Source organism: Chryseotalea sanaruensis, assembly GCF_003990915.1.
In the GTDB taxonomy this organism is placed as follows: Bacteria; Bacteroidota; Bacteroidia; order Cytophagales; family Cyclobacteriaceae; genus Chryseotalea; species Chryseotalea sanaruensis.
The window spans coordinates 92,870-118,416 of sequence record NZ_BHXQ01000008.1 but is presented as its reverse complement, the minus strand read 5'-3'; the positions used below and the strand labels follow the sequence as shown (position 1 = coordinate 118,416).

Below are 25,547 nucleotides of genomic sequence, written 5' to 3'. Positions count from 1 at the left end.
GAAGTTGGTGATTGCATAAAATGAACACAATTCCTAGAACCAAATTCTTTACTTTGCGTATCTACGTTGTATCTTTAAATAAGTTGGCCCCTATGAAACCTAAATCTTATCTTCTCATTACATTTTTGGTTGTGTCTACCTATTTACCGGTATGGTCTCAAATCCAAGCAGGAGCTAAAGCTGGTTATAATTTCAGTTCAATCAGGGGAGTTAAAGAGTATGATGTAGTACCATCTTATAATATAGGTGGATTTGCCAAGTATAAAGTAACGGACTTCCTACAGGCAAGAGCAGAATTACTTTACTTCCAACAAGCAGCCAATCTTGAAGACTACTTTGTTTTACCCGGTGAACTATTTCGCAGCAAGGCAAGGGTTACTTTTCACAACATTCAGGTACCTATACTTGCTGAGTTCGGACTTCCTTCTTTAGCAGAGGAACCCTTGCAGCCAAAAATTTTGATTGGTGGCTTTTTTAGTTATACTCTTTATGCAAGAGAGCATTTTAATAACAATGTTACAGTAACTGGTTACGAAAAATTGACCTACGAAGGAAAATCAAACGTTACATCCATTTTTAATAGAACGCAATACGGATTGCAAGCAGCAGTAGTGGCAGAGCTACAAGCATTTGGTTTTCCGGTAACTATGGAATTTAGATATCAATACAATTTGAATCCATTTAGCGAAGGAGATAATGCAAACAGATTTAATTTATCGGGTACCCACGAACGCTGGGGAGAAAAAATGTATCTATCAACACTCAGTTTTAACATAGGTGTAAAACTGATCGATTTATAAGTCAACTAAAGACTCTTACTAAACAACCAATTAATTATGAAAACCAATAGAGTATCTCGCTTGCTATTTGCTTTAGCACTGGCGTCAATCTTTATCGCAACGTGGTCTTGTAATGACGATGACGGACCGTCACTTCAATCACTACGCGAAGACAGACTTAAGTTTATCGAAGATTCGCTAAGAGTTAGTGATTCATTACGACTTACCAATAACGCAGGTATAGTAAATTATGGTGTAACTATCGTTGATGGTTCTACTTCTTCATTTTTTGCAAATGGCAGAACAGATGCAACTAAAGCAGCTCTCGGAGGTGCGATCGTTACTATTAGCCAATATGGTAAAGTCGTGAAGGACACTACCGATGCTTCCGGTATTGCTGTATTCAATGGTTTCTTCAGAAGTGCTGTGAATATTACTATTGAAGCTCCAGGCTTTACAAAAGTGAGTTACATCGCTGCTGTTAATATACAGGACTCCACCAGAACAGGAACAATAAGTTTCGTGGGTAATATTATCCCTGTATTTGCAATAACAGGTGCTAACACATCTACTATTTCAGGTCGCGCTACTATTCAAACAGACTTAACAAATCGCGAACGCGAACTTGTTCCAGATGGAACGCGCGTAACGGCAACTATTGATGCGACTAATGATTCAGACTTCTCAGATAAATTCCTGACTACCGATATTGACGAGTACAAATATACTAGTGGTTGCGGATGCGAGTTCATCTATGTTGGTAATGTATTACAAGCTACCTATGAAACAGGTGCGGTAGGTACTGTAGCAAATGGTGATTACACCATTACAGTCCCAACAGCTGTTGATGGATTACCACTAACATTACAGTATTCTGATATTGCTGCTAACCAAACACTTTATCAACAAGATGGTGATGACCAGACTTTAATAACAAACCGTGTAATATTTACTGGTGATGACAACGCAACACCAGCGGCTCTACCTCCAAGCTCAGGAGCAACTGTTTCTTTTGAATCTTTTGGAAGTCAGGCATTTGCTGATGCAGTTATCTCTAGCAGTACAGGAGCTATTGAAAGAATTAATGTGACTGACGGAGGTTCTGGATATGTCGGAACTCCTCTGGTTCAATTTACTGGTGGTGGTGGCACTGGTGCTACGGCTACAGCGCTAGTTAATAACGGACGCGTAACAGGATTTACTATTACAAATGCAGGTACAGGGTATACTACACCTCCAACTGTGAGTATTATTTCAGGGGGCAATACTGGTACAGCATCTTCCACACTTGATCCAACAAATTTCCGTGTATTCTCAGTTGCAGTAACTTCTCAAGGCTCTGGTTATACAAGCGCTCCTACTATTACCTTTACAGGTGCTTCAACAGGAACAACTACTCAGGCTACTGCTACTGCGACAATCGCAAATGGTCGTTTGGTTGCAATTCTTGTTCAGACTCAAGGTCAAGGCTATACTGGAACACCTACAGTTGATATTGCTGGTGGTGGAGGTGGAACAGGTGCTACTGCGGTAGCCTTAATGGGTCAGAGTGTAGAGCAAGTTAACGTTCTGTTCGCAGGTACTAACCATGTTTATGCACCAACTGTTACTTTTAGTGCTCCTGATTTTAGTAATGGAACCAGAGCACAAGGTGTTGCGATAGTTGACCCTGCAACCCGCACTATTTTAGGTGTTCAGGTAACTAATACTGGTACTGGTTATACAGCACCACCAACAGTTAACTTTAACGGTGGCGCTGGAGCTTCTGCTCAGTCTTTCCTTGCAGGTGGTTCTATTATTTCTTTTGATGTTTTCAACGAAGGTTCTGATTATGCTTATGCACCAACTGTAGTTATTGGTAGAACTTTCTCAGGAAATGGCTCTGGTGCTACAGGTACAGCAGTGATGTCTGGTGGCCGTGTAGTAGGTATTAACATTGATAACGCTGGATCAGGTTATACTTCTGCGCCAAGCGTAGAACTAGTTTCTGGTGAAGGTGCTGTTGCTTATGCTAATGTAAATGCAACAGGAGGTATCACTAGCTACACAATTGTAAGAGGTGGAACTGGCTACACAGGTGCCCCACGTGTTGTTATCTCTAGCGGCAGCGGTAATGGCGCAACTGCAACAGCAACGGCTACTGCAGGTGAGATCACAGCCATTGCAGTTAATGCTACAGGTAGTGGTTACGAATCTGGAAATGTGCCGGCAAGTGCGGAGGCCTTTACTTCAGTTAAGGGCAATACTCTTGAAGTAAAACCTAACCTTACTTATATAAATGATATCCATTACGGAACGGGAACAGTTAGAAATCCTAACTAATCTATAATCATTAAGTTGGAAGGCCATCCTGTTTATGCAGGATGGCCTTTTCTTTTTAAACTTTTCTTTCCCGTTTTCGTAAAAGTTTCCACTTTTGTAATTGTAAATCGAAAAAGCCCATGAAGTTATAAGATCCTGTTTGGTACGCCCAAACATTGAGAGACACAAATAGTCGCTCACGATAATTCTATTCGTACCATAATTAACTTCATGTATGTCATTTTTTTCAAAAATCAAATCAGCCTTATCATTATTTGAAGAAGCCCTTTTAGGTTCTGAACAGAGCTTTACCACAGGTAGTATTGATCGTGCTATTTTTCTCCTTTCAGTTCCCATGATAATAGAAATGGGCATGGAAGCGCTCTTTGCTATTATTGATGTATTTTATGTAAGCAGATTAAATGATACTAATGCAATTGCAGTAATCGGTCTTACCGAAACAATGCTTACCATAATTTATTCTATTGCCATAGGTTTAAGCATGGGCGCTACAGCCATGGTAGCCAGAAGGGTTGGTGAGAAGGATATTAAAGCAGCGGAAGTAGCGGCAGTACAAGCACTTTTTGTCGGATTAAGCTTGTCTATCATCATCAGTATTGTTGGCGGTATTTTCGCAGACGATTTATTGAAGCTCATGGGCGCTGATGAAGGCGTTATCGCAGCCGGTGCCGGTTACACACGCTGGATGTTTAGCGGTAATGTTACCATCATGCTACTCTTTTTAATCAATGCTATATTCAGAGGTGCAGGAAATGCATCTATTGCTATGCGTGCACTTGTGTTGGCTAACGGTCTTAATATTTTGCTTGATCCAATTTTTATTTTCGGATGGGGAATTATTCCTGGTTATGGAGTAGAGGGTGCAGCTATTGCCACTAACATAGGTAGAGGTATTGGTGTTGCTTATCAATTATATCATTTACTAAAAGGTAAAGGACTTATCAGATTGCATGCGCAGAACCTTATTATTAAATGGAATATCGTTTGGAATCTATTAAAAGTTTCGGCTGGTGGTACAGCGCAATTTGTAATTGCTTCGGCCAGTTGGATTTTTTTGGTGCGTATCGTTTCTAATTTTGGAAGCAGCGCACTTGCGGGTTATACCATTGCGATTAGGGTTATTGTATTCGCGATTTTACCTGCATGGGGTATGGCTAATGCAGCGGCAACTTTAGTAGGACAAAACTTAGGTGCCGGGTATCCCGATAGGGCAGAGAAATCGGTTTGGCGAACCGCATTTTTTAATATGATTTTTTTAGGCCTTGTTACTATCCTTTTCTTCTCAATGGCTGATCCTATTCTCCGTCTGTTTACAAATGAGCCTGAAGTTTTAGAGAATGGTATTTTGTGTTTACAGATTGTTTCACTCGGCTATATTTTTTATGCCTATGGTATGGTTATCAGTCAGGCATTTAACGGAGCTGGTGATACTGCAACACCGACTGTGCTTAACTTCTTTGGTTTCTGGACTTTTCAAATACCACTAGCCTATGCGTTAGCTATTATTTTTGAGTTTGGTCCTCCAGGCGTTTATGCGGCTATCTCTATTGCAGAATCTTGTATAGCCATAGTAGCCGTTATTATTTTTAAACGAGGTAAGTGGAAGTTGGTGAAGATCTAGTTTTGGTTGTTAGTTGTTGGTTATTAGTTGTTAGTTTAATGCGAACAACCAACAACTAATAACTATCAACTATTGTTTCTCCTCCTTCTTACCAAACGCAGCCTTCACTGCCTTATTTAATTCTTCACCGGCTTTTTTCAAGCTCGCCTCAACTTCTTTCCACTTTTCTTTATTCTCGGCTTCTTTTTTAAAGCGTTCAGCTGATTCTTTTAATTCTTCTAGGCGCTTTTCTAATTCTTTTTGCAAGCGCCCTCCAGATTCGTGCACTTCTTTTGAGAATTCATCCATACGCTTACCAAAGTTTTTAAAAAACTTTTCTGCTGATCCTTCCTGTTCTTCTGTGGTTCCCATGATTATTAATTTTAACTTCGTTACTCGTAACCAAAGTCATTTTGTTAAAATTCCTTATTTATTTTCTCTTTTGGAAAAGACTAAAAGTGAGGCTATAAAGACAATTATCAAAACGACTTTTATTTAAACCTGAAATTACCATGAATGTAACGGAACAACAAGACCCACTCGATTTCATTAAAAATATGTTGGAAAGTAAGTCGGATGCAAAACAACGCACTTACAAACATTTACTTTCTAGTTTCCAGTTACTGCGGGAGGAGGCCAAATGTGTAGTTGATGAATTAAATAAGAGAACAAATCCTGACGACAAAGAAGTTACTGTAGAATTTCAAGATATAAGTAAACATGAATTTCATGTGAAGCTGGCTGGCGACTTGTTGATATTTGTTCTGCACACCAATGTAGTAACCCTTGGCCCAGATCACACCATTATGTTAGATCCTTATATTCGAGAGAAAGAGGTTAATCGATACTTCGGCCAACTTAACATTTATAACTTCATGTCAGACTCGTTGAAGTTTAATCGTGTTAATGACCCTGGATATCTTATTGCGAGAGTGATGATCAACCATGAGAACAGATTTTTTGTAGAAGGAGAGGGGCCTATCGCCAGTTTATTTAATGGTATATCAGAAGCGCCAGTTTCGGGTGCTTATTTGCAACTGCTTGTTAAACTTGCGCTTACCATTGCAATTGAAAATGATTTAATGGCTCCACCCTATCAGGACGTGAAATTTATAACACTGTATCAAAAACTTGAGCACACACCTGAGTTGGGTGGTGGGCAAAAAATCGGATTTAAAATGAGTCACGAACGCCAGCAACCTCAGTAAGCTTTAGTATATTTGTCTATGATGAGCATCAGCCGGATTATACTCCTCACCCTACTTATTATTTGCACAGTATCCTGTGCCTCAACACAAAGAAATAAAAAGCTGAAGCCAGGTAAGCCTATTCCTTGTCCACAAAAAGATTGCTGATGAATTTACGAAAGATTGTAATCGCTATCGATGGTTATTCTGCATGTGGTAAAAGTACTACGGCAAAAGAAGTAGCTAAAATACTGGGCTATAAGTATATAGACAGTGGAGCCATGTATAGGGCAGTTACGTATTACTTTCTTGAGCACTATGTGTCACTGAGCAACCCAAAGGAGATAGAGGCTGCGTTGAACAAAATAAAAATTACCTTCCATGTAAATGACGATATGGAGACCGAAACCTTCTTAGATGGGCTCAAAATAGAAAAGGAGATCAGAAAAATGCGTATTTCTGATAATGTAAGCCAGGTGAGTGCTATTAAACCGGTTAGGTTGGCCATGGTTAAACAACAGCGCCAATTGGGCAGGGAGAAAGGCGTGGTGATGGATGGCCGTGATATTGGCACAGTAGTATTTCCGGATGCCGAGCTTAAGGTTTTTATGACGGCCGATATGCAGGTAAGGGCTTTCAGGAGGCAACAAGAGTTGCTGCAAAGTGACAAAATGGTTGATCTAGTGGAGGTTATGGAAAACATACACATGCGCGATCAGATAGATACAACACGTGTAGAAAGCCCGCTAAGAAAGGCAGAGGGCGCTATCGAAATAAATACCACTCACATTACTATAGATGAACAGGTTGATGCTGTGGTGCAATTAGCCATCAACCGAATACTGGCTCCCCAACTCCCTGGTTAGGGGTTAAATTTTAAGTTTAAAAGAGGCCCAGCTATTCTATAGCAATACCTTTTGTTTGTCGTTATAATTACTAATTTTGCCACTTTCCTAACCAAAATACTGCCCATCATGGGAAAATTCATACGGTTAAAAAAGGGTTTTGATATTAATCTGGCCGGCAAAGCTGCCCTGAAGCTCTCTAACATTGAACAAGCAGAAACTTTCGTCATTAAACCAGACGACTTCCATGGCATTTACATGCCTAAGGTTATGGTTAAAGAAGGCGATACAGTTAAAGCAGGAAGCCCTCTTTTTCATGATAAAAAGAATGAAAAGATTGTTTTCACGGCACCTGTAAGTGGTGAAGTGGTAGAGGTTAAGCGTGGCGAAAAACGTAAGCTGATTGAAATCAAGATCCTAGCCGACAAGACCGTAGAGTCTTTGTCGTTCAATAAGTACTCAGTTTCTGATTTGACCAGCCTTGCTAAGGACAAGATTCAGGAGCAACTCTTAAGCAGTGGTGTTTGGGTAAATCTGGTGCAGCGCCCTTATGGTGTTGTTGCCAATCCAGAGGAAACACCGAAGTCTATCTTTATTTCTGGCTTCGATTCACATCCGCTTGCCCCAGACTACAACTTCATCTATAAAGGACAGGAGCAATTCTTCCAGGCAGGTATTGATGTATTGAAAAAACTAACTACTGGAGCAGTCCATGTAAATGTTCACTCTGAGCGTGAGATTTCACCGGTTTTTTCACAGGTTAAGAATGCAGAGTTAAACAAATTCTCAGGACCGCACCCTTCAGGTTGTGTTGGTGTACAAATTCACCATATCGATCCTATAAATAAAGGCGATGTTGTCTGGACAATTAATCCTGCAGGTGTAATCCAGATTGGTAAACTATTCCTTAACGGCATAGTTGACAGTGCCAAGATCGTAGCGGTAGCAGGTTCTGAAGTTAGTGAGCCTCAGTATTACAAGACTTACACAGGCGCTTCTGTTAAGAAGTTCTTGAACAATAATTTAAAGAACGAGCATGTCCGCGTTATTTCCGGAAATGTTTTAACCGGTACAAGCATTGGTAAAGATGGCCACATGGGCTTCTTCGATCAAATGATTACTGCTATTCCGGAAGGCGATCAATATGAGTTTTTAGGATGGATCACACCATCTGCAAACAAAGTGAGCTTTCACCGCGCATGGGGTTTGTTCTCATTCCTTAGCCGTGCTAAAGAAGCTGTGGTAGATAGCAACACTCATGGCGAACCACGTGCATTTGTTCAATCCGGAGTTTTCGAAAAGGTAGTGCCAATGGATATTTTGCCTACGCATTTGCTAAAGGCAATTATTGCCGAGGATTATGATGATATGGAAGCTTTAGGTATCTACGAAGTTATTGAAGAAGATCTTGCATTGTGTGAGTTTGTTGATGTGTCCAAACACAACGTGCAAAGCATTGTTAGAGAAGGTATTGATTTATTAGCGAACGCATAATATGAAGTTTTTACGTAACACGTTAGATAAGGTAAAACACGACTTCGAAAAAGGGGGTAAGTACGAAAAATACTACTATGCCTTTGAGGCTCTTGAAACATTTGCATTTGTTCCCAACACTACTGCTAGTACTAAAGGTGTTCAAATTCGCGATGGTGTAGACTTGAAGCGTTTAATGATGACAGTTATCATTGCGATGGTTCCCTGTCTCATCTTTGGTATTTTTAATGTTGGTCACCAACATTTCTTAGCGTTAGGTCAGGAAGCTTCCATGATGGATAAATTCTGGGTGGGGGCTCTTCAGGTAATGCCAATCGTTATTGTTTCCTATGGCGTTGGTTTAGGTATAGAATTTATATTCGCTACCATTCGAAGACATCCTGTTAACGAAGGATATTTAGTAACAGGTATGTTGATTCCATTGGTAATGCCTCCAGATATTCCTCTTTGGCAGGTGGCTGTTGCCACAATCTTTGCGGTTATTATTGGTAAAGAAGCATTTGGTGGTACAGGTATGAATGTGGTGAACATTGCTTTGACAGCGCGTGCCTTTTTGTACTTCGCATATCCCACACAAATTTCTGGAGAGGTTTGGGCATACATACCTGAAGGTGCACAAACAGTAGCTGGTTATTCAGGTGCGACACCACTCGCTATTGCTTCTCAAAGTTCAACAGATGGTACTAGTGTTGTAGCCGCACTCGACTCCTTTGGCGCAAGCTGGGCAGGAGAGGGCTTCTTCTCATTGGGGAATTTGTTCTTCGGAGCCATGCCGGGAAGTATTGGAGAGACTTCTACTTTAATGTGTCTGATAGGTGCCTTTATTTTATGGGCTACTGGAACAGGTAGCTGGAAAATTATTGTTAGTGTATTTGCAGGTGCCTGGGCAATGGGTTTATTATTGAATGCCCTTGCAGTTAATCCATTCATGGAAATGCCAGCGCATTATCATTTAGTAATTGGTGGTTTGGCATTTGGTGCTGTGTTTATGGCAACAGATCCTGTAACCGCTACACAGACAGAAACCGGTAAATGGGTGTATGGATTTTTGATTGGTTTATTTACAGTACTAATCCGTGTGTTTAACCCGGCATATCCTGAAGGTATTATGTTGGCGATATTGTTAATGAACATATTCGCTCCACTCATTGATTATTTCGTAGTAAGTGCTAACAAAACAAGACGATTAAAACGTGCGACAGTCTAATCTTTATATCGTAATGTATGCAGCCATCCTCACGGTAGTCTGTGGTGGTTTGCTCGCTTTCGCTTCGGAAAGCTTAAAGGAAAAACAGCAAGAGAATATCGCTCTTGAACAGAAGGAAAATATTCTTTCTACAGTAATGGTATTGAAAGACGAGGACAATGCTTCTGAGATTTACAACAAGCGTGTAAAAGCGTTTGTTGTTGACTACAGTGGAAATGTGGTAGAAGGCAAGAGAGCTACTGACATTGATGTGGTCGCTGAATATAAAAAGCCAGCAAAAGAACGCTTGCTGCCCGTGTATGAGTTTCGCAGTGAAACTGATTCCAACAAAATAGAAAATGTTGTATTACCGCTACACGGTTTTGGTTTGTGGGATCGCATCTGGGGCTATGTAGCGCTTCAAGCAGACTTCAACACCATTCAGGGTATGGTATTTCAACACAAAGGTGAAACACCAGGTCTTGGTGCGCGAATTGCGTCTGAAGAAATTCAGGATCGGTATAAAGGCAAAGAAGTTTTTGAAGGCGAGCAAATTGCTTCTGTAGAAATGATGAAAGGCGAAGGCAATGATTACGCCAGCCAGGAGCATAAAGTAGATGGTATGTCTGGTGCAACCTTAACAGCTAAGGGAGTAAACAACATGCTGAAAGACTATTTAGTGTGCTACGAGAATTATATTAAGAAAACTAAAACCACAACGGTGTTATGAGTGCAGAGACCGCAACAGTACCTGAAGTGAAGAAAAGCGAACCGCTTTTCTCAAAAAAGAATAAGAAACTTGTTTCGAATCCGTTAGATATTGACAACCCTATTACCGTACAGGTTTTAGGTATTTGTTCTGCATTGGCGGTAACAACACAAATGAAGCCTGCCTTTATTATGGCACTTAGCTTAACAGTAGTTACAGCTTCATCCAACGTTGTGATTTCATTAATGCGCAATTCCATTCCTCCGCGTATTCGTATTATTGTTCAGTTGGCAGTAGTTTCTCTATGGGTAACACTGGTTAGTATGCTTCTTCAGGCTTATGTATATGATGTTGCCAAGCAACTATCAGTATTCATCGGTTTGATTATTACTAACTGTATTGTAATGGGGCGTTTAGAAGCCTTTGCAATGGGTAACAAACCATGGCCATCATTTTTGGATGGAATAGGTAATGGTTTAGGTTATGGTCTAATCCTGATGATTATTGCTTTCTTCCGTGAATTATTAGGCGGTGGTTCTATTTTTGGATACAAGGTATTTGCTGAGCTTGGCATTCCTTATCAGGGAAATGGTTTGATGTTATTACCTGCAGGTGCTTGTGTAATTGTAGGGATTATCATTTGGGTACAGCGTAGTATTAACGGATACAGAGAACATTAATAGCATATGGAGAATTTAATAAGCATTGGCGTCCGCTCGATTTTTGTAGACAACATGATTTTTGCCTACTTCCTTGGCATGTGTTCTTATCTGGCTGTTTCTAAGAAGGTGAGTACAGCCTTTGGTTTGGGAGTAGCGGTAGTATTTGTTTTGGGTATCACAGTACCCATCAACTGGCTCATTCAAAATTATATTTTAAATCCTGGGGCCTTGGCCTGGTTAGGTGATGATTTCAGCACTGTTGATTTGGGTTTCCTTCAGTTCATTATTTTCATTGCGGTTATTGCCGCTATGGTACAATTAACTGAAATGGTGGTTGAACGTTTCTCTCCTTCACTCTACGGTGCCTTGGGTATCTTTCTTCCACTAATTGCTGTGAACTGCGCCATCTTAGGGGGTGCATTATTTATGGTAGGTCGCTCTTACACACTAACTGAGGCCACTGTTTATGGTTTAGGTTCAGGTATAGGATGGTTGCTGGCTATTGTAGCCCTAGCAGGTGTGCGTGAAAAAATGCGTTACTCAGATGTACCAGCGCCATTACGTGGCCTGGGTATCACCTTTATATTAGTAGGACTTATGTCTTTAGGTTTCCTAAGCTTTTTAGGTTTCTCGATTTAGACTTAATTCTTTGACATGATGAAGAGGCTTCTGTTAGTTACAGAAGCCTTTTTTTATAATCTGCTAATCCGTTTATACAGCTTACGAAAAATCGACAAACAAGAAGATCCGTTTGCCTGATGAATACTGAAGTAAACAGCAGTCGGACGGATTTAAGGGTGAAGAAACGGATAGCCAATTTTTACAACTATGGAAAGCACCTTTAGAAAATTACTTCGCTATTTTTTTAGTGGTACGTTATTTATTGTACCACTAACAGCTACAGCCTATTTTATATTTGTGTCGTTTAGCTGGCTCGATAGTTTGCTTAACCTGCCTTATCCGGGATTAGGTTTTGTAATAATACTGGTTGCTATTACTGGTTTTGGCTACCTCACTTCAAACCTTGCTTTTCAAACATTATCTACCTGGTTTGATCATGGCATGAACAGAATACCTTTAGTGAAGTTAATTTATTCTTCATTAAAAGATTTGCTCAATGCTTTTGTTGGTGATAAAAAGAAATTTAATAAACCTGTGTTGGTGAAAATTAACAACGAGAATCAATTGTTTCAGATCGGGTTTATTACACAAGGTGATTTAACCTCTCTGGGTCTGAACGATATGGTATCTGTGTATCTGCCACACTCTTATGCGTTCTCAGGCATACATTACATTGTGCCAAAGGAAAATATTAAGCCACTCAATATTTCAGGGCCAGTAGCTATGAAATACATTGTGTCGGGTGGTATTTCCGGATTTAATGAGCAGCAATAATCTAGTATATTTAGGTATGCAAAAAATTATTTTTCTATTCTTGGCACTATCGCTACTTGCCTGCCAGCAAGATGAAGCAGATAAACCTAAAGTAGAAACAAGGGGTACGGGTGCAGTTGGTTTAAATAAAGCTGTACTACAAGCGGAGTTGTTGGAAGTGGGTCCGATTAAACCAGTTCAATACGGTTTTTTGTGGTCGACAACCAATGGTGTAGATGTAATTTCGGCACAAGGTAAAGTGGTAGTGGGTGAATCATCAGAAGGTGAGTTGCCATTCAGTTACGAGGTTACTAACCTAAGTCCGGGTACAGATTACTTTGTACGCGCTTTTGCTTCAACTAATGGATTCACTAATATTTATTATGGTGAAGAAATTGCATTTACTACAAGTTTGCCAGCTGATTATGTGCGCACACTGGTAGCTGATGAGTTAACAAATAGTACTGCTAAGCTAAATGGTGAGTTGATTGATTTAAATGAATTAACAACAGCGCAATATGGCTTTGTATGGGCACTCACACCTTTTAATTCTATTCTGCAAGGCAACGTAGTGGTTACCGGTACTGCCTCAACACCATTAACGTACCAATCAACCTTGACTTCATTGCAAGCGCAAACTACCTATTATTACAGGGCTTTTGTAAGCAATGAGGAGGCTACTGTAGTAGTGTATGGTGATTTGCTTTCGTTTACAACTACAAATTAAATCCTTTGAATCTCTTTCCATCTACTGAGCGACTTATGAAGATTACCATTAATGGTAAGGATATTATTCTTGCTGATTACAGTGGGTTGAAGCAGGCAGAGATGATTGAGCTTACGCAGAAACATACCGAATGAGTTTTGGCGGAAGCTAAGGAATCATACTTCATTGCCAACTACATAAATACTTATGGCTCTCCAGAATATATGAAAGCTGCTTATGCTTTTACACAAGCCACTAAGCCTTTTATACCTAAAGGAGCATTTTTAGGTATAGCTGGTGCAAAAATTGGTTTACTCAAAGGCATAACGTATTTCATGAAGGTAAACTTCAAGGCATGTAATACAGAGGAGGAGGCAATAAAATTTTTGACAGATTAGTTGATAACGCCAGAGCCAATCAGCTCTTCATCTTTATACCAAGCTGCAAACTGACCTGGTGTAATACTACGTTGTGCATTTTCGAATACAATATAAAGACCTTCTTCTTTTTTATATAAAGTGCAAGGCTCCAGCTTTTGTCTGTAACGAATTCTAGCCAAATAATTCGCAGACTCTCCTGATGATAAAACCATATCTTCTCTAATCCAATGTTCGTCTTCATTTGGAATGAACAAACCTTTTCTGTAGAGACCAGGATGGTCTTCACCCATGCCCATGTATATGACATTCTCTTGCGTGTTGGTGCCAATCACAAAGAGTGGTTTTTCATGACCACCCATATTCAAACCTTTACGCTGACCAATAGTATAGTAATGTGCGCCTTTGTGTTCGCCAACCACACGACCAGCATCCGCGCTTAGCGGATAAGCCTTGGTGCTGCTTGCCAGATCATTTAAATCGAAACCCAGATTAAATACTTCAGCCTGTGCAGGTACTTCAATAACCTTACCTTGTTTGGGTTTGAGTTGTTGTTGTAAAAAATCGGGCAGATGAACTTTACCAATGAAGCAGAGTCCTTGCGAATCTTTTTTCTCGGCTGTGGCTAAACCAATTTCTTTTGCGATGGCCCTGACTTCAGGTTTGGTTAATTCACCGATAGGAAAAAGTGCCTTGGCTAATTGCGACTGCTTTAGCTGACAGAGAAAATAGCTTTGGTCTTTGTTGTTATCCTTGCCGGCCAATAACTGGTAAACCGTTTTGCCATTGACAACGGTAGAACCTTTTCGCGCATAGTGGCCCGTTGCCACATAATCGGCACCGAGTTTCATGGCGGCATTTAAAAAGATATCAAACTTTATTTCGCGGTTACAGAGTACATCAGGATTGGGTGTGCGGCCACGTTCGTACTCGGCAAACATGTAGTCTACAATTCTGGTTTTGTATTCTGTGCTTAGGTCGATTGCCTGAAAAGGAATATTGAGTTGTTGCGCAATAATCATGGCATCGTTACTATCGTCAAGCCACGGGCATTCTTTACTGATGGTTACGGAATCGTCATGCCAGTTCTTCATGAACATACCAATTACTTCGTAGCCTTCTTGTTGTAAAAGGTAAGCAGTAACACTGGAATCAACTCCTCCTGATAATCCGACAACTACACGTTTTCCTGTTCCTAGTGACATAGTTTTGTTCTTTGATTTCTGTTCTGCAGGCTTTAAGCTACATGCTTCAAGCCTCTAGCCTCCAGCTAAAAGTTCATTAATTTTTTGGTTAAAACTTTCTTTAAATTGCTCATAATAGATACCCGTACCCGGCCCTGAAAAGCCTGTATGGATGTATTTTACTTTTCCATCTTTACCAATAAAAATAGTGGTGGGGAAGGCTACAACTTTGTTCAGCATAGGCAAGGTTTCACCAGCCTTAACTTTATCATTAACACCGGCAATTACAAAATCGTAAGTAACGTTTAATTTTTCTTTCATCTTTTTTACACGGTCGCTGGCATAAGAAAAATCGTCTTTTCTTTCATAAGCCAGTCCAATAATTTCAACCCCGCGCGTATTGTTTTGTGTATACCAATCAGCCAAAAATCTTGTTTCGTCCATGCAGTTAGGACACCACGTTCCGAAGAGTTGGAGGATGACCACTTTGTTTTTATACTTATCGTCCTGTGGCGTTACTTTTTTACCTTCTACATCCGGAAAACTAAATTCAATTCTATCATAACCTTCTTTCAAATAAGTAAGTGATTCAGGATGGGGGAGTGATGCGCTTTCAGATTTGATGCCTTTCCATACCTGATGGTAGGTTTTGCCTGAATAAAAATCACCCATGATACTGTCGCCTTTTACATTGGCGGTAAACACATAAGTATGGTTACCATCAAAGGCACTCAGTTTCATAGTCTCGCCAACGATATTGCCCTGTAAGTACCGGTAATCACCAGTGGGGGTGAGAAAGGTGCCCTTAACCTCATTTTCATTTTGTGTAAATACCCCTATTGCCTGGGTTGTATCTTTTTCATTGGTAAAGGTTACGCTGTATTTACCACTAAAATCTAAATTGGTTTTCTCTTTTTTAGCAAAGCGATAATTATCTCCCTTTGTTGCTTCAAAAGGAACAGTGGCGTCTAATTCATAATTTTTAATAAATACGCCACTGAGTTTATCATCAAGTACTTTGGCGCGAATCTGGGCATCAAAAATATGCATTACCAGTACCAAGGTATCACCCTCGAGGCGCACATCATCTAAGGCTAATTTTTCTTCTGCATTGCGGATAATTGCGGAGTACTGATCCTTTTCTTTTGTTAAAGTGAAAGTAAAGGGCAGTTCCTGGTCCTGCATAGTTACAACAGCACGCCAGGTTCCGCTAAGGTCTTTAGTTTTTGAGCTACAGGATAAGAAAAATGAGGCAACTGCCAGAAATAGAAATATACGATACATGTTCGGGAATGATTGTTAAATCATGAATAGAAAAAACTGAAATGGAGTGAAAAAAGTTTACAACAACTTCTTTTTATTACTCATAAAGTAAAGATTAAAACCTCCAATCAGCATAAGACCACCTAGAATGATCATTACAATAAACAAACGTGTGTTACGCAGTTCAAGTGTTTGAATTTTACCTTCCTTTTGTAATAATTGTAGTTCCCGTTCCTTTTCTGCAAAGGTTAGCACCAATTCCATTTGTGCAATTTTTTTGGTGCTTTCTTCACCATAAATTTTTTCTCTTAGAGAGTCGTACTTTAGAATGGTCTCATAAGCTTCTTTTGATTTTCCCTGTTGATAAAGTATATCTGCATGGCTTCTAAGAATATTTGGTAAATAACTGAAAGCTTGTAGTTCTTCAGCCAGTTTTTCAGCTTCTTTCAGGTATTCCAGTGCAGGTTTAGGCATTTGAGCCTTAGTATAGGTAGCACCTATGTTAGTAAGTATACTGAGCATACCCAGTTTGTTATTATTTTCCTTTTCGATGTCTAGTGCCTTGTTGTAGAACTCAACTGCGCGTTGATAATTACCCTGCTTGAAATAGATATTACCCAGATTGGTAAGTGGGTCTGCAAACTTCATTCCTTCCTGCTGACTTAATTGATAGGCTTCAGAATAGTAGCGCATCGCTTTTTCGAATAACTGTAAATCGCTATTAAGATTGCCTAGATTATTCATAGAGCCAACTATCTTTTTCTTGTCTTGCAGTTGTGTGAACAAAGCATATGATTGCTCCAGGTAACTGACAGCTAGGCCAAAATCTTTTTTAATGGAATAGATGTTTGCTATGTTATTTTTCAGAGTGGCTATGCCTTCCTTATTATCAAGTTCTTCGTAAATTTTTAAAGAGTTAATATAATACTCCAACGCTTTATCAATGGCTCCTTGCTGGCGGTAAGACACGCCCAGGTTATTGTAAGAAGCAGCCATACCCTTTTTATCTCCAATTTCGGTGGCCAGGTTAAGAGCCTCGCGGGTGTAACCCAATGCAGTTACCGGATCAGCTTCCTGGTAAGCCCTAAAAAGCTCATTCAAGGCCTTCACCTTTTGCTCGCCTTCCACGCTCATCGCAACATCCTTTAAGCTATCAATGGGGCTTTGTGCAGATAATATACCGAAGCTTAGGGTAAAAAGACTGATAACTAGGATTTTACGCATATTATTAGGGAAATTATTGGTTAAAAATAGCAGATATTATTCATATTTAGCTAGCCAAATCGATAAAGGCCATTGGCATAATAAGTAAAACAAAAGCCGGCTTTTACCGTGAGATTTGCTAAAAACTGAAACATATGAAAAATTCCCTTTTACTAGCCAGTTGTCTGGTTTTGCTGACCACCACAGCCTGGTCGCAAGCGGATGACAAACAAGCCATTAACGCTGTAATTAAAACCCTATTTGATGGGATGTATGAAGGTGACAGTAGTAAGGTCCACAGTGTTTTTGATGAGAGTGCCACTATGGCCACCGTTGCACGCAATAAAATGGGGGAGCCGGTGCTGAGAAGAGAATCGTCTATGAATGGAATGCTGAAAGCAATAGGTACTCCGCGAAAAGAAAAAATGACCGAGGAGTTTTGGAATGTAAACATTCAGCTTGATGGTGATTTTGCACAGGCCTGGTGTGATTACGCTTTTTATATTGATCACACTTTTAGTCATTGTGGTGTAGATGCCTTCCAACTCTACAAAACAAAAGATGGCTGGAAGATTTTTCACCTGGCAGATACCCGAAGAAAGGACGGATGCAATATACCTGAAGAAATTAAAACGAAACATTCAAAGTAATTAAGTATGAAAATAATGAAACTGATAACTCCACTGCAGATCGTATTGTGTCTGGTATTATTTTTTGCCTTAGGCAATTCTGCACATGGGCAGGACAAACAGGTAACCACTTTTATTTTGGTGCGCCATGCGGAAAAAGTAGCCGATGGCAGTAAAGATCCTGAGCTAAGCGAGGTTGGTAAAGCACGTGCTTTGCGTTTGGCCAATATGTTGAAGAAGCAAAGTATTGCTGCTATTTACTCAACCAACTATAAGCGTACTATGAATACCGTGAAGCCTTTAGCGGAGCAATTGGGGCAAACGGTATTGCAGTACGAGCCTTTTAAAGATGATGAAATTGTAAAGATGGCTAGCGAGCATAAAGGCAAAACTGTATTAATTGTAGGACACTCCAATAACATACCCTGGATAGCCAATACACTGTTGGGTAAAAAGGAATTTGGTGATTATGATGAGAGTTATTATGAAAACGTGCTCATCGTAAACGTAATTGAGAAAGGTGTTAACGGATCTACACTGCAGATCAGTTATTGAGTATGGATTTCTCTAGTACAATATTTTTTTCAGTGATTTCGATCTTATCGGTTTCAGGCTCAATAGAATGATTTTCATAGCTGTTAGGTAGAGTAATGGTAAAGCGCGTCCAGTTTTTAAGACTTGACTTCACCGTTATTTTACCATGCAGCATCTTTACAGTTTCCTTTACCAGAAAAAGCCCAATCCCAGAACCATGGGCATTATCTACTGCCCGGTAAAACATATCAAATATTCTGGGTAGGTGTGATCTGCCAATACCTATACCGTTGTCCATGATTTCAATACTCACCTGATCATCATGTATGTTAGCTTCAATAAACAGATAGTTATTTTGTTTATTGGGTGCATAATAACGATACGAGTTAGAAATAAGATTCTTCAAAATTATTTCTAATCTCATTCTATCACAATTGAATTTTGTGCCACTTACTCTTATAAACGATTGTATACGGCTGGCTTGTGGAAGATGATCCAGACTTTGTAAGATGTCTTCTACCACTTTAGCAAAATCAACTTCCTGAATGTTCAGGTGTTGTCTTTTGTTTTTTGCATAATCAGTTATGTCTTTAATGAAACTATCAAGTTTAATAATTGAAGCAGACATCATATCAAAATAGTGGTTATGTGATTTTGTATTGATTTCAATTTTTGCAAGGTTTACGAGGCCGGAGAGCGAAGCAAGTGGTGATTTTAAATCATGAGCTGCACTATAAATGAAACGATCTAACTCTTCATTAAGCTTTTTAAGCTCTTCATTCTGTTTTTCAAGTAATTGTGTTTTATGCTCAATATCACTGAACTGCACCCTTAATTTTCTACTCATGGTTATAAATGATTGTGCTAACCGACTAATTTCATCGGTTTCATAATCAAGGTTAAATTCCTTTTCATTTAACCCTTCATGCAGAATAAATTTGTTCATAGAACCAGAAAGTTTTTTCAAGGGCACTGCCAAACGCGATGCAGTGTAATACACAATGGATAATGAAATTAAAATGGTGGAAAGACCTATACTTAAAAAAACAACACCGCTGTTATTAACTATTTCTTGCGTTCTGTAGTTTGATAATTTTATGAGCTCATCAAGTTTTGCAGATATGCTAGTGGTTTGTTTATTCAATAAGCCAAGCAAACCTCTGGACGAATCGTAACCTATTTCTTTATCAATAGAAGCAAGACTATTAAAAGCTTCCTGATAATGTTCGAGCAGTGTCGTGTTTTTGTTTTTATTCGTGAGGTTAATAATGAGGGAATTGGCGAGTTTATTAAATTGAACTAGATAATGCTCCTCTTTACGCAACATAAAATCTTTCTCATGCCTGCGTAGCATGAGCAAGTTCACCATTGAAATTATGTCTTGCTGCTTTTCCAGTTCGTGCGCCTGAAACCGCATTTCACCTTCAAGGCCAAAATCTTTAAATCCACGCACAAGTATGCGATCGGTAAGTTGTTGAAAAGTCTTATTGTACTCTGTCAGTAGACTGTCAATGATTTCAAATTCATGATCGATTCTGAAATCGTTATCAATCATAGAATTGCGTAAGGTGCGCATCTGTTCTTTCACCGTTTGGGCAAGAATATTACGCTCTTTCAGTAACTGACTTTCTCTAGTCTTGAAGAAATCATTGTTGTGAATTTCAATTCGCAAAAAATCAAGGTCTGTTTTGATTAATCTTACAATAAGTATACGCTCACCGCTGATGGCCTGTTCTATAGCATGGATAGACCTGATTTTTGATTGGAAAATCAGGGCAAGGGTACTAACAACAATGATACTCGCGATAAGAATTCCTAATGAGAGGAAGAGCCGTTTTGAAATAGTATTCAGCTTAAAAAAATGCTTGGGCATAGTGCAAAATTATGGAAAGCATATGCCTTTAATTTTGCGCTTGTATTATGAGATTGTTAACATAAATGTTGGGTAATCATGTTGGACCACACTGGCTGGTTCCGATTAAGCTGTTAAGCAACTGTAATTGAATTGTTATTAATTAGATATATTTACGTTCACAAGGGTATGGTATATACCCTGTTTAACTAATAAACAAAAGATTGCTATGATTATTGAACCCAGAATGCGCGGCTTTATATGCTTAACGGCACACCCTCAGGGCTGCGAACAAAATGTTATTAATCAGATTAATTACGTAAAAAGTAAGGGTGCCATAAATGGTGCGAAAAAAGTATTGGTAATTGGTGCCTCAACCGGTTTTGGCTTGTCGTCCCGTGTCTCAGCTGCCTTTGGAAGTAATGCCGCAACTATCGGTGTGTTTTTTGAAAAAGCACCATCGCCAGGTAAAACTGCCTCACCAGGATGGTATAACAGTGTAGCCTTCCAGAAGCAGGCGCAAAAAGCGGGCTTGTATGCTAAAAGTATTAATGGTGATGCTTTCTCTAACGAAATTAAAAAGAAAACTATTGACTTGATTAAGGCAGACCTAGGTCAGGTTGATTTAGTAATTTATAGCTTGGCCTCACCGGTTCGTACCCATCCAACAACCGGAGTGATGCATCGTTCTGTATTAAAACCGATTGGTCAGACCTTCAGTAACAAGACTGTTGATTTCCATACAGGTGTTGTCACCAACATTTCGATAGATCCGGCTACCGAAGATGATATTGCCAATACCGTTACCGTTATGGGTGGTGAAGATTGGCAAATGTGGATGGAGCAAATGCTGGCAGCTGGTGTATTGAGCGAAGGTGCCATGACTATTGCGTACTCATATATCGGCCCGGGTTTAACAGAAGCCGTTTACCGCAAGGGTACTATCGGTCGTGCTAAGGACCATTTAGAGGCTACTGCCTTTACAATAGCTGATAAATTAAAATCTATTAATGGTAAAGCTTTAGTTTCTGTAAATAAAGCTTTGGTAACACAAGCAAGTTCTGCAATACCAGTTATTCCATTGTATATTTCTTTGCTTTACAAAATCATGAAAGCCAAAGGCATACATGAGGGCTGTATAGAACAAATGCAACGTTTGTTTGCCGATAGACTCTACCATGGTGATGCTACGCCAACAGATGATAAAGGAAGAATAAGAGTTGACGATTGGGAGATGAGAGATGATGTGCAAAGTGAAGTAGCAAAATTGTGGGAGCAGGCAACAACGGAAACATTACCAGCCATTGGTGACTTACCAGGTTACAAAACTGATTTCTTAAATCTGTTTGGTTTTGCTGTAGCGGGTGTAGATTACGCGGCAGATACAGATGAGAATGTAAGTATGCCAGGATTGGTAGAATAATTATTGAATTGATTTTTTTATTAAATCCTTTTCAGTGAAAACTGGAAAGGATTTTTTTTGAAATAATTTTTAGTTCGACTATAGGTTCTTTGCAGAAGTAGATAAAATCTCTCGATATTAGTAAATGATAAACAATAGCTGGTTTATAAAATACTTACTTGTGTACAGATAAACTTATTTGAACTTAATTGAAAACTTATGAATGCGACTAAAATCTTTATTCTAATGCTCATGTTTTTTTCCTTTTTTGGTTGCAATCAATCAAAAAAGCAATTTTCGGATGACGAAACAAAGTTAATAGAGGAATATAAGCTGGACACTGAATTATTGATGGAACTGCGTTCATATACAGACAGTGCTTTTAGAAAAGCATCGGGCAGTATCGATGCTGAATTGGGTTTTAAGGATTCAATCTCTTATTCGGATTTTATTAACAAAAAAATTGGAGGAATATCATTTAATGCTTCAGAGGATATGGCATTTGAGCTTATTCAAAAGCTCAGGAAAAAATTTAGAGAAAAAGGGCATTTTATCTACATATCAGAAATGAATTCGGGATATTCTCCTGAAGAAGTGACGATTCTAAAAACTGATGACATGTTTGACTTAATTCGATTTGAAGGAACAAATGGAGTGAACCATGATATCTTTACCGAAGATATAATCGAAAAATTAACTGAATGGCACCATGCTTATGGTTTAGATATAGTTGCTTCCGGTTTTGATGTTGTTCAAGCTTACTATGAGAATACACCTACTGATTTAAATAAGCATAGTGAAGATCTATATGAATTTTGCCCGGATATTGTTGATCAGGGTTCCGGGACATTGGAAGAATTACAGCTATCTATAACAAGGACACAGCAACTTTATTTGTGGTGGGATTAATGATAGTCTATAACCTTATTAAAATTGGTTAAGACCTAAAGGCGTATTAAAAATCCGTTTTATTTGATGTTCGACATGCACTACTCATGTCGAACATCAAGGTTTTTACTTTTTCTGCAGTGCTATTATTATACATTCTCAACGGGTAATTCTTTTGTACAGAAAAACCAGTCGTAGCATTTAACACCCGCTTCTACATTATCCATTCGTTCTTTGGCAACACCACATGAACCAGCTGGGGGTACAATAACATCATCGCCTGGGCGCCAGTCAGCAGGAGTAGCAATACTGTGTTTGTCAGCAGTCTGCATGGCTACTAAAGCTCTCATTAGTTCATCAAAATTTCTACCCAGCGACAACGGATAGTATATTATTGCTCTTATTATTCCCTTGGGATCAATAAAGAACACAGCCCTCACTGCTTTTGTGGAACTCTCACCAGGCTGTATCATACCATATTTTTTGGCCACGTTCATTGTAATATCTTCAATCAATGGAAACTTCACCTCTACATTTTTCATTCCCCTATATTCAATCTTCTCTTTGATTGTTCGAAGCCAGGCAATATGACTGTATAGTCCATCAACAGATAAGCCAACCAACTGACAATTATGAGCTGCAAATTCCTGTTCCATTTTTGCAAAGGTCATAAACTCTGAGGTGCATACGGGTGTAAAGTCTGCCGGGTGACTAAAAAGAATCACCCACTTACCCTTGTAGTCAGCGGGGAAGTTAATTTCTCCTTGAGTAGTAATGGCTTTAAATTCAGGGGCCTGATCACCTATTCGTGGCATGGCCACTATCTGTTCAATTGTTTCCATAGTTTTAATGTATTGTTTGTATTTTATTTAAGTGTTAAGCGCACACCGGACGACCAGTAAAAACCATTTTTCAGGTCTTCCTCATTAGCGCCTGTGTCAGTAACAATTGTAGCCGGGTTTACAGGGAAAGTCCATGTTGTTGAAATGAAGAAACGAACATTTCGGATTTTATAACTGATTTGTAAGTCGGCCTCATAGTCCAATACCTGAAATTTTTCTGATTCTAAAATTTGCACATCCTGTATAGGAACAGATTGTTTACCTCCTTTGCCTTTGCCAGTACCAGTCTGCGTGCTTCTCATATTGTAGTATTCACTATAGTACTTTTGTGTTCCGGCATTAATATAAACTGCAGGCGTTATACGTAATTTATTTTTCACAGCATAAAAAGTACGGTTAATTTCAGCACCCAGAAATACATCGGTTCCTTCGCTGAAGCCAAGACTGGCATCTACATAAAGCATAAATGCGGAAAAATCATAACCTGTATAGGCGTTGAAGTATGTGCTCATTTCAGCCTGTACAGCATAACTAAGATCGTTGAAGAAGTATTCGGAAACGGAAAATCCCGCAGCCACTTTCTCCCCGTAATAATCATATCCTCCTGATAAAGTGTATAGATCAATCCTTCCTTCACCCGAGGCTGTCAGGTAAGAAAGCGAACTCCGGATAGAAAGCCCGGATTTGTGATAGTATCCAATCGATGGTGATAAATAAGGAGCCGCTGCTGAATCAGCCCTTCCCATATAATAATAATCGCTTGAATAACGAACACCAATGCGTAATTCTGATTTGTCAATTGTTGAGTCGTAGACTGGAGACTCATACAATTGAGAGTATGCCATTTGTGTGGATTGTGAAATAATCAGAACCCACATAAACAGGAATGTAAAATTGAATAACTTCATAACATGGGTTCAAAGCCCTTATTAATGCTAATCTGAATTTCTTGTGCCAAGGTAAACTGTATCACAACATGTTTTCATCTTTCAGTTGTGATACAGTTTCTTTGCGGAAATGATTTAGTTATTCTTTTTCCCTTTTTTAGGATCCATTTTTTCCTTTCCTCTTTCCTTATCCATCCTTTCCATGTTCCGTTGTGCCATTTTTTCCCTGAAACGCTCCTGAGTTTCATAACGGTTTCCGGCCATGTCCATGCATTCTCCATCCTTCAACTGAAGTTGTTTCCGGTCTTTAGTTTGCACACCTCCGTTAGGATTAACAGTAGTTCCGTTTTGAAGTGATAGCTGTTGCTCCAGCTTAATTTTCTGCTGATTCTGAATACGATACACCTGACCATTTTGAAACATCAGATGCTCCTGTGCCATTGCCTGAGCCATTCGCTGACCAAACTCCTGCTGAGAAGCATAGCGGTTCCCATTCATATCCAGGCATTCTCCATTTTTTAGCTGCAGTTGTTTGCGATCCTTTGTTTGCACACTTCCATTTGGATTTACAATTGCTCCGTCTTGAAGCGTGAGTTGTTGTTGCAGTTGCGTTTTCTGTTGATTATGAATGCGGTACATTTGGCCATTCTGTAACATCAGATGCTCTTGTGCCATCGCTTGCTCTCTGTATTGCATCTGCTGACGGAATTCCTGTTGATTTGCGTACCGGTTACCATCCATATCCAGACATTCACCGTTCTTTAGTCTAAGCTGTTTTTGATTTTGGAGTTGATAGCTTCCATCGGGATTGACCAAACCTCCATTTTGTAATTTGAGCTGTTGGTTCAATTGAATTTGTTCCTGATCTCTTACCTGATACATTTTACCATCTTTTAACATAAGATGTTCCTGAAGACGAATTTGATCCTGGCCTTGAACCGGAATCAAAACGGTAGCCAGCATAAAGGCCACTGAAAATTGAATTATCCTTTTCATAATTGATTGTTTTTAAGCCCCTTCTTTGAAAGACTAAAAATCGATCTTTCACAGCTATTAATCTGTAACCGGGGTCACATAGAAATATGATTCTTGTCATGTACGTACAACACTTCCATTTTTCAGTCATCAGGTACAACGTTAAGACAGATAGTTTATCGGGCAGTATATTTTAACCTCAACTGAACGAATGATTTTGATCATTAAAATAAAAAAGCGCGAACATGCGTTGTGCGACATATTAGTGCTGGGCTATCAAAAAATTATAAAAATATGTGTGTCTTGAATGGAAATAATATGCGCTTAGATCCGAATGCTCGGTAATTGGCAACGATTTAAATAATGTTAATGAGAATAAATATCTATTCAATATTCGTTGTATCATTATTGATCTTGCCTTGCTCATCAAAAGACGATGACATTACTCTTCGATATTCATCATTTGATGCTGAAAATTTGTAACCATTAACGGTTTATTATTTGATGCCATGGAGCCATTTTTATCTGCTGATGGAAACTGCCTGTTCTTTAATAATTTGAATGATTAAATAACTACCCGGCTATATTATGCTACAAGAGTAAACGACTCCACTTTTAATTTTGTCGGAGAACTTGCCAGAACAAAT

25 protein-coding genes are annotated in these 25,547 nt (G+C 39.2%); 17 read left to right on the top strand and 8 right to left on the bottom strand.

What is annotated here, in order from left to right:
• Window positions 1–92 precede the first annotated feature (92 nt).
• The 3 genes from SanaruYs_RS18950 to SanaruYs_RS18940 all read left to right on the top strand — a co-directional run bounded on the left by SanaruYs_RS18950 (window position 93) and on the right by SanaruYs_RS18940 (window position 4,722).
• Window positions 93–800: a porin family protein gene (locus SanaruYs_RS18950; RefSeq protein ID WP_160118726.1), complete on the top strand. Its 708-nt coding sequence runs from the start codon at window positions 93–95 to the stop codon at window positions 798–800.
• Between the two features lie 36 nt (window positions 801–836).
• Window positions 837–3,101: an autotransporter outer membrane beta-barrel domain-containing protein gene (locus SanaruYs_RS18945; RefSeq protein WP_127124189.1), complete on the top strand. Its 2,265-nt coding sequence runs from the start codon at window positions 837–839 to the stop codon at window positions 3,099–3,101.
• Between the two features lie 214 nt (window positions 3,102–3,315).
• Window positions 3,316–4,722 (top strand): MATE family efflux transporter, encoded by a 1,407-nt coding sequence (locus SanaruYs_RS18940; RefSeq protein WP_127124188.1) that lies wholly within the window; start codon window positions 3,316–3,318, stop codon window positions 4,720–4,722.
• 69 nt (window positions 4,723–4,791) lie between these two features.
• Here SanaruYs_RS18940 and SanaruYs_RS18935 read toward each other — a convergent pair whose 3' ends face one another.
• Window positions 4,792–5,073 carry a hypothetical protein gene (locus tag SanaruYs_RS18935; protein WP_127124187.1) on the bottom strand — a complete coding sequence of 94 codons (282 nt, stop codon included), beginning with the start codon at window positions 5,071–5,073 and terminating at the stop codon, window positions 4,792–4,794.
• Window positions 5,074–5,213: 140 nt separating this feature from the next.
• Between SanaruYs_RS18935 and SanaruYs_RS18930 the strand changes: the two genes are divergently transcribed.
• The 10 genes from SanaruYs_RS18930 to SanaruYs_RS18885 all read left to right on the top strand — a co-directional run bounded on the left by SanaruYs_RS18930 (window position 5,214) and on the right by SanaruYs_RS18885 (window position 13,262).
• Complete coding sequence (locus tag SanaruYs_RS18930; protein WP_127124186.1) at window positions 5,214–5,909, top strand: hypothetical protein; 696 nt, start codon at window positions 5,214–5,216, stop codon at window positions 5,907–5,909.
• A gap of 146 nt (window positions 5,910–6,055) precedes the next feature.
• Complete coding sequence (gene cmk / locus SanaruYs_RS18925; protein WP_127124185.1) at window positions 6,056–6,754, top strand: (d)CMP kinase; 699 nt, start codon at window positions 6,056–6,058, stop codon at window positions 6,752–6,754.
• A 108-nt stretch (window positions 6,755–6,862) separates the two neighbouring features.
• Window positions 6,863–8,227: a Na(+)-translocating NADH-quinone reductase subunit A gene (locus SanaruYs_RS18920; RefSeq protein ID WP_127124184.1), complete on the top strand. Its 1,365-nt coding sequence runs from the start codon at window positions 6,863–6,865 to the stop codon at window positions 8,225–8,227.
• Window position 8,228: 1 nt separating this feature from the next.
• On the top strand, window positions 8,229–9,434 hold the full coding sequence (locus SanaruYs_RS18915; protein ID WP_127124183.1) for an NADH:ubiquinone reductase (Na(+)-transporting) subunit B: 1,206 nt from the start codon (window positions 8,229–8,231) through the stop codon (window positions 9,432–9,434).
• A complete protein-coding gene (gene nqrC, locus SanaruYs_RS18910) occupies window positions 9,421–10,143 on the top strand; it encodes an NADH:ubiquinone reductase (Na(+)-transporting) subunit C (protein ID WP_127124182.1) in 723 nt (240 codons plus the stop codon). Before SanaruYs_RS18915 ends, nqrC begins: the two co-directional genes overlap by 14 nt.
• The gene (locus SanaruYs_RS18905; RefSeq protein WP_127124181.1) at window positions 10,140–10,802 is read left to right on the top strand and encodes an NADH:ubiquinone reductase (Na(+)-transporting) subunit D; all 663 of its coding nucleotides are present in this window, start codon (window positions 10,140–10,142) and stop codon (window positions 10,800–10,802) included. Before nqrC ends, SanaruYs_RS18905 begins: the two co-directional genes overlap by 4 nt.
• A gap of 6 nt (window positions 10,803–10,808) precedes the next feature.
• Entirely contained in the window at window positions 10,809–11,423 is a 615-nt protein-coding gene (gene nqrE, locus SanaruYs_RS18900; RefSeq protein WP_127124180.1) for an NADH:ubiquinone reductase (Na(+)-transporting) subunit E, read from the top strand.
• 189 nt (window positions 11,424–11,612) lie between these two features.
• Entirely contained in the window at window positions 11,613–12,179 is a 567-nt protein-coding gene (locus SanaruYs_RS18895) for a DUF502 domain-containing protein (RefSeq protein ID WP_127124179.1), read from the top strand.
• Window positions 12,180–12,195: 16 nt separating this feature from the next.
• The gene (locus tag SanaruYs_RS18890) at window positions 12,196–12,885 is read left to right on the top strand and encodes a fibronectin type III domain-containing protein (protein WP_127124178.1); all 690 of its coding nucleotides are present in this window, start codon (window positions 12,196–12,198) and stop codon (window positions 12,883–12,885) included.
• A 137-nt stretch (window positions 12,886–13,022) separates the two neighbouring features.
• Window positions 13,023–13,262, top strand: coding sequence for a hypothetical protein (locus SanaruYs_RS18885; protein ID WP_127124177.1), 240 nt, complete (start codon window positions 13,023–13,025; stop codon window positions 13,260–13,262).
• Here the strand turns inward: SanaruYs_RS18885 and mnmA are convergent.
• The 3 genes from mnmA to SanaruYs_RS18870 are packed head-to-tail and all read right to left on the bottom strand — an operon-like array spanning window position 13,259 to window position 16,912.
• Complete coding sequence (gene mnmA / locus SanaruYs_RS18880) at window positions 13,259–14,446, bottom strand: tRNA 2-thiouridine(34) synthase MnmA (RefSeq protein ID WP_127124176.1); 1,188 nt, start codon at window positions 14,444–14,446, stop codon at window positions 13,259–13,261. The two genes, SanaruYs_RS18885 and mnmA, sit on opposite strands and share 4 nt — an antisense overlap.
• A 54-nt stretch (window positions 14,447–14,500) precedes the next feature.
• Window positions 14,501–15,709 (bottom strand): peroxiredoxin family protein, encoded by a 1,209-nt coding sequence (locus tag SanaruYs_RS18875; protein ID WP_127124175.1) that lies wholly within the window; start codon window positions 15,707–15,709, stop codon window positions 14,501–14,503.
• A 57-nt stretch (window positions 15,710–15,766) separates the two neighbouring features.
• On the bottom strand, window positions 15,767–16,912 hold the full coding sequence (locus SanaruYs_RS18870) for a tetratricopeptide repeat protein (RefSeq protein ID WP_127124174.1): 1,146 nt from the start codon (window positions 16,910–16,912) through the stop codon (window positions 15,767–15,769).
• 134 nt (window positions 16,913–17,046) lie between these two features.
• On the opposite strand from SanaruYs_RS18870, the gene SanaruYs_RS18865 reads away from it, so the two are divergent.
• Together SanaruYs_RS18865 and SanaruYs_RS18860 are read left to right on the top strand one after the other, a co-directional pair.
• The gene (locus SanaruYs_RS18865) at window positions 17,047–17,541 is read left to right on the top strand and encodes a nuclear transport factor 2 family protein (RefSeq protein WP_127124173.1); all 495 of its coding nucleotides are present in this window, start codon (window positions 17,047–17,049) and stop codon (window positions 17,539–17,541) included.
• Between the two features lie 15 nt (window positions 17,542–17,556).
• Window positions 17,557–18,075: a SixA phosphatase family protein gene (locus SanaruYs_RS18860; protein WP_160118725.1), complete on the top strand. Its 519-nt coding sequence runs from the start codon at window positions 17,557–17,559 to the stop codon at window positions 18,073–18,075.
• On the opposite strand, the gene SanaruYs_RS18855 is transcribed toward SanaruYs_RS18860, so the two are convergent.
• On the bottom strand, window positions 18,065–19,927 hold the full coding sequence (locus SanaruYs_RS18855) for an ATP-binding protein (RefSeq protein WP_127124171.1): 1,863 nt from the start codon (window positions 19,925–19,927) through the stop codon (window positions 18,065–18,067). The genes SanaruYs_RS18860 and SanaruYs_RS18855 overlap by 11 nt on opposite strands.
• 208 nt (window positions 19,928–20,135) lie before the next feature.
• Between SanaruYs_RS18855 and fabV the strand changes: the two genes are divergently transcribed.
• Both fabV and SanaruYs_RS18845 read left to right on the top strand, forming a co-directional pair.
• Window positions 20,136–21,329 carry an enoyl-ACP reductase FabV gene (gene fabV, locus SanaruYs_RS18850; RefSeq protein WP_127124170.1) on the top strand — a complete coding sequence of 398 codons (1,194 nt, stop codon included), beginning with the start codon at window positions 20,136–20,138 and terminating at the stop codon, window positions 21,327–21,329.
• 198 nt (window positions 21,330–21,527) lie between these two features.
• Entirely contained in the window at window positions 21,528–22,217 is a 690-nt protein-coding gene (locus tag SanaruYs_RS18845; RefSeq protein ID WP_127124169.1) for a DUF4253 domain-containing protein, read from the top strand.
• Between the two features lie 128 nt (window positions 22,218–22,345).
• Here the strand turns inward: SanaruYs_RS18845 and SanaruYs_RS18840 are convergent, their stop codons facing one another.
• The 3 genes from SanaruYs_RS18840 to SanaruYs_RS18830 form a co-directional block, all read right to left on the bottom strand.
• A complete protein-coding gene (locus SanaruYs_RS18840; RefSeq protein WP_218022482.1) occupies window positions 22,346–23,038 on the bottom strand; it encodes a peroxiredoxin in 693 nt (230 codons plus the stop codon).
• A gap of 23 nt (window positions 23,039–23,061) precedes the next feature.
• On the bottom strand, window positions 23,062–23,946 hold the full coding sequence (locus tag SanaruYs_RS18835; RefSeq protein ID WP_127124168.1) for a hypothetical protein: 885 nt from the start codon (window positions 23,944–23,946) through the stop codon (window positions 23,062–23,064).
• A gap of 114 nt (window positions 23,947–24,060) precedes the next feature.
• Window positions 24,061–24,921 carry a DUF6799 domain-containing protein gene (locus SanaruYs_RS18830; protein WP_127124167.1) on the bottom strand — a complete coding sequence of 287 codons (861 nt, stop codon included), beginning with the start codon at window positions 24,919–24,921 and terminating at the stop codon, window positions 24,061–24,063.
• Window positions 24,922–25,547: the final 626 nt, after the last annotated feature.

Bases quoted from the DNA above. Each gene is read 5' to 3' on its own strand.
- SanaruYs_RS18950 (WP_160118726.1), top strand. From the start codon at position 93: ATGAAACCTAAATCTTATCTTCTCATTACATTTTTGGTTGTGTCTACC.
- SanaruYs_RS18890 (WP_127124178.1), top strand. From the start codon at position 12,196: ATGCAAAAAATTATTTTTCTATTCTTGGCACTATCGCTACTTGCCTGC.
- mnmA (WP_127124176.1), bottom strand. From the start codon at position 14,446: ATGTCACTAGGAACAGGAAAACGTGTAGTTGTCGGATTATCAGGAGGA.
- SanaruYs_RS18945 (WP_127124189.1), top strand. From the start codon at position 837: ATGAAAACCAATAGAGTATCTCGCTTGCTATTTGCTTTAGCACTGGCG.
- SanaruYs_RS18935 (WP_127124187.1), bottom strand. From the start codon at position 5,073: ATGGGAACCACAGAAGAACAGGAAGGATCAGCAGAAAAGTTTTTTAAA.
- SanaruYs_RS18865 (WP_127124173.1), top strand. From the start codon at position 17,047: ATGAAAAATTCCCTTTTACTAGCCAGTTGTCTGGTTTTGCTGACCACC.
- cmk (WP_127124185.1), top strand. From the start codon at position 6,056: ATGAATTTACGAAAGATTGTAATCGCTATCGATGGTTATTCTGCATGT.
- nqrE (WP_127124180.1), top strand. From the start codon at position 10,809: ATGGAGAATTTAATAAGCATTGGCGTCCGCTCGATTTTTGTAGACAAC.
- SanaruYs_RS18895 (WP_127124179.1), top strand. From the start codon at position 11,613: ATGGAAAGCACCTTTAGAAAATTACTTCGCTATTTTTTTAGTGGTACG.
- SanaruYs_RS18920 (WP_127124184.1), top strand. From the start codon at position 6,863: ATGGGAAAATTCATACGGTTAAAAAAGGGTTTTGATATTAATCTGGCC.
- SanaruYs_RS18840 (WP_218022482.1), bottom strand. From the start codon at position 23,038: ATGGAAACAATTGAACAGATAGTGGCCATGCCACGAATAGGTGATCAG.
- SanaruYs_RS18845 (WP_127124169.1), top strand. From the start codon at position 21,528: ATGAATGCGACTAAAATCTTTATTCTAATGCTCATGTTTTTTTCCTTT.
- SanaruYs_RS18855 (WP_127124171.1), bottom strand. From the start codon at position 19,927: ATGCCCAAGCATTTTTTTAAGCTGAATACTATTTCAAAACGGCTCTTC.
- SanaruYs_RS18905 (WP_127124181.1), top strand. From the start codon at position 10,140: ATGAGTGCAGAGACCGCAACAGTACCTGAAGTGAAGAAAAGCGAACCG.
- SanaruYs_RS18875 (WP_127124175.1), bottom strand. From the start codon at position 15,709: ATGTATCGTATATTTCTATTTCTGGCAGTTGCCTCATTTTTCTTATCC.
- SanaruYs_RS18930 (WP_127124186.1), top strand. From the start codon at position 5,214: ATGAATGTAACGGAACAACAAGACCCACTCGATTTCATTAAAAATATG.
- SanaruYs_RS18830 (WP_127124167.1), bottom strand. From the start codon at position 24,921: ATGAAAAGGATAATTCAATTTTCAGTGGCCTTTATGCTGGCTACCGTT.
- SanaruYs_RS18860 (WP_160118725.1), top strand. From the start codon at position 17,557: ATGAAACTGATAACTCCACTGCAGATCGTATTGTGTCTGGTATTATTT.
- SanaruYs_RS18835 (WP_127124168.1), bottom strand. From the start codon at position 23,946: ATGAAGTTATTCAATTTTACATTCCTGTTTATGTGGGTTCTGATTATT.
- SanaruYs_RS18915 (WP_127124183.1), top strand. From the start codon at position 8,229: ATGAAGTTTTTACGTAACACGTTAGATAAGGTAAAACACGACTTCGAA.
- SanaruYs_RS18940 (WP_127124188.1), top strand. From the start codon at position 3,316: ATGTCATTTTTTTCAAAAATCAAATCAGCCTTATCATTATTTGAAGAA.
- SanaruYs_RS18870 (WP_127124174.1), bottom strand. From the start codon at position 16,912: ATGCGTAAAATCCTAGTTATCAGTCTTTTTACCCTAAGCTTCGGTATA.
- fabV (WP_127124170.1), top strand. From the start codon at position 20,136: ATGATTATTGAACCCAGAATGCGCGGCTTTATATGCTTAACGGCACAC.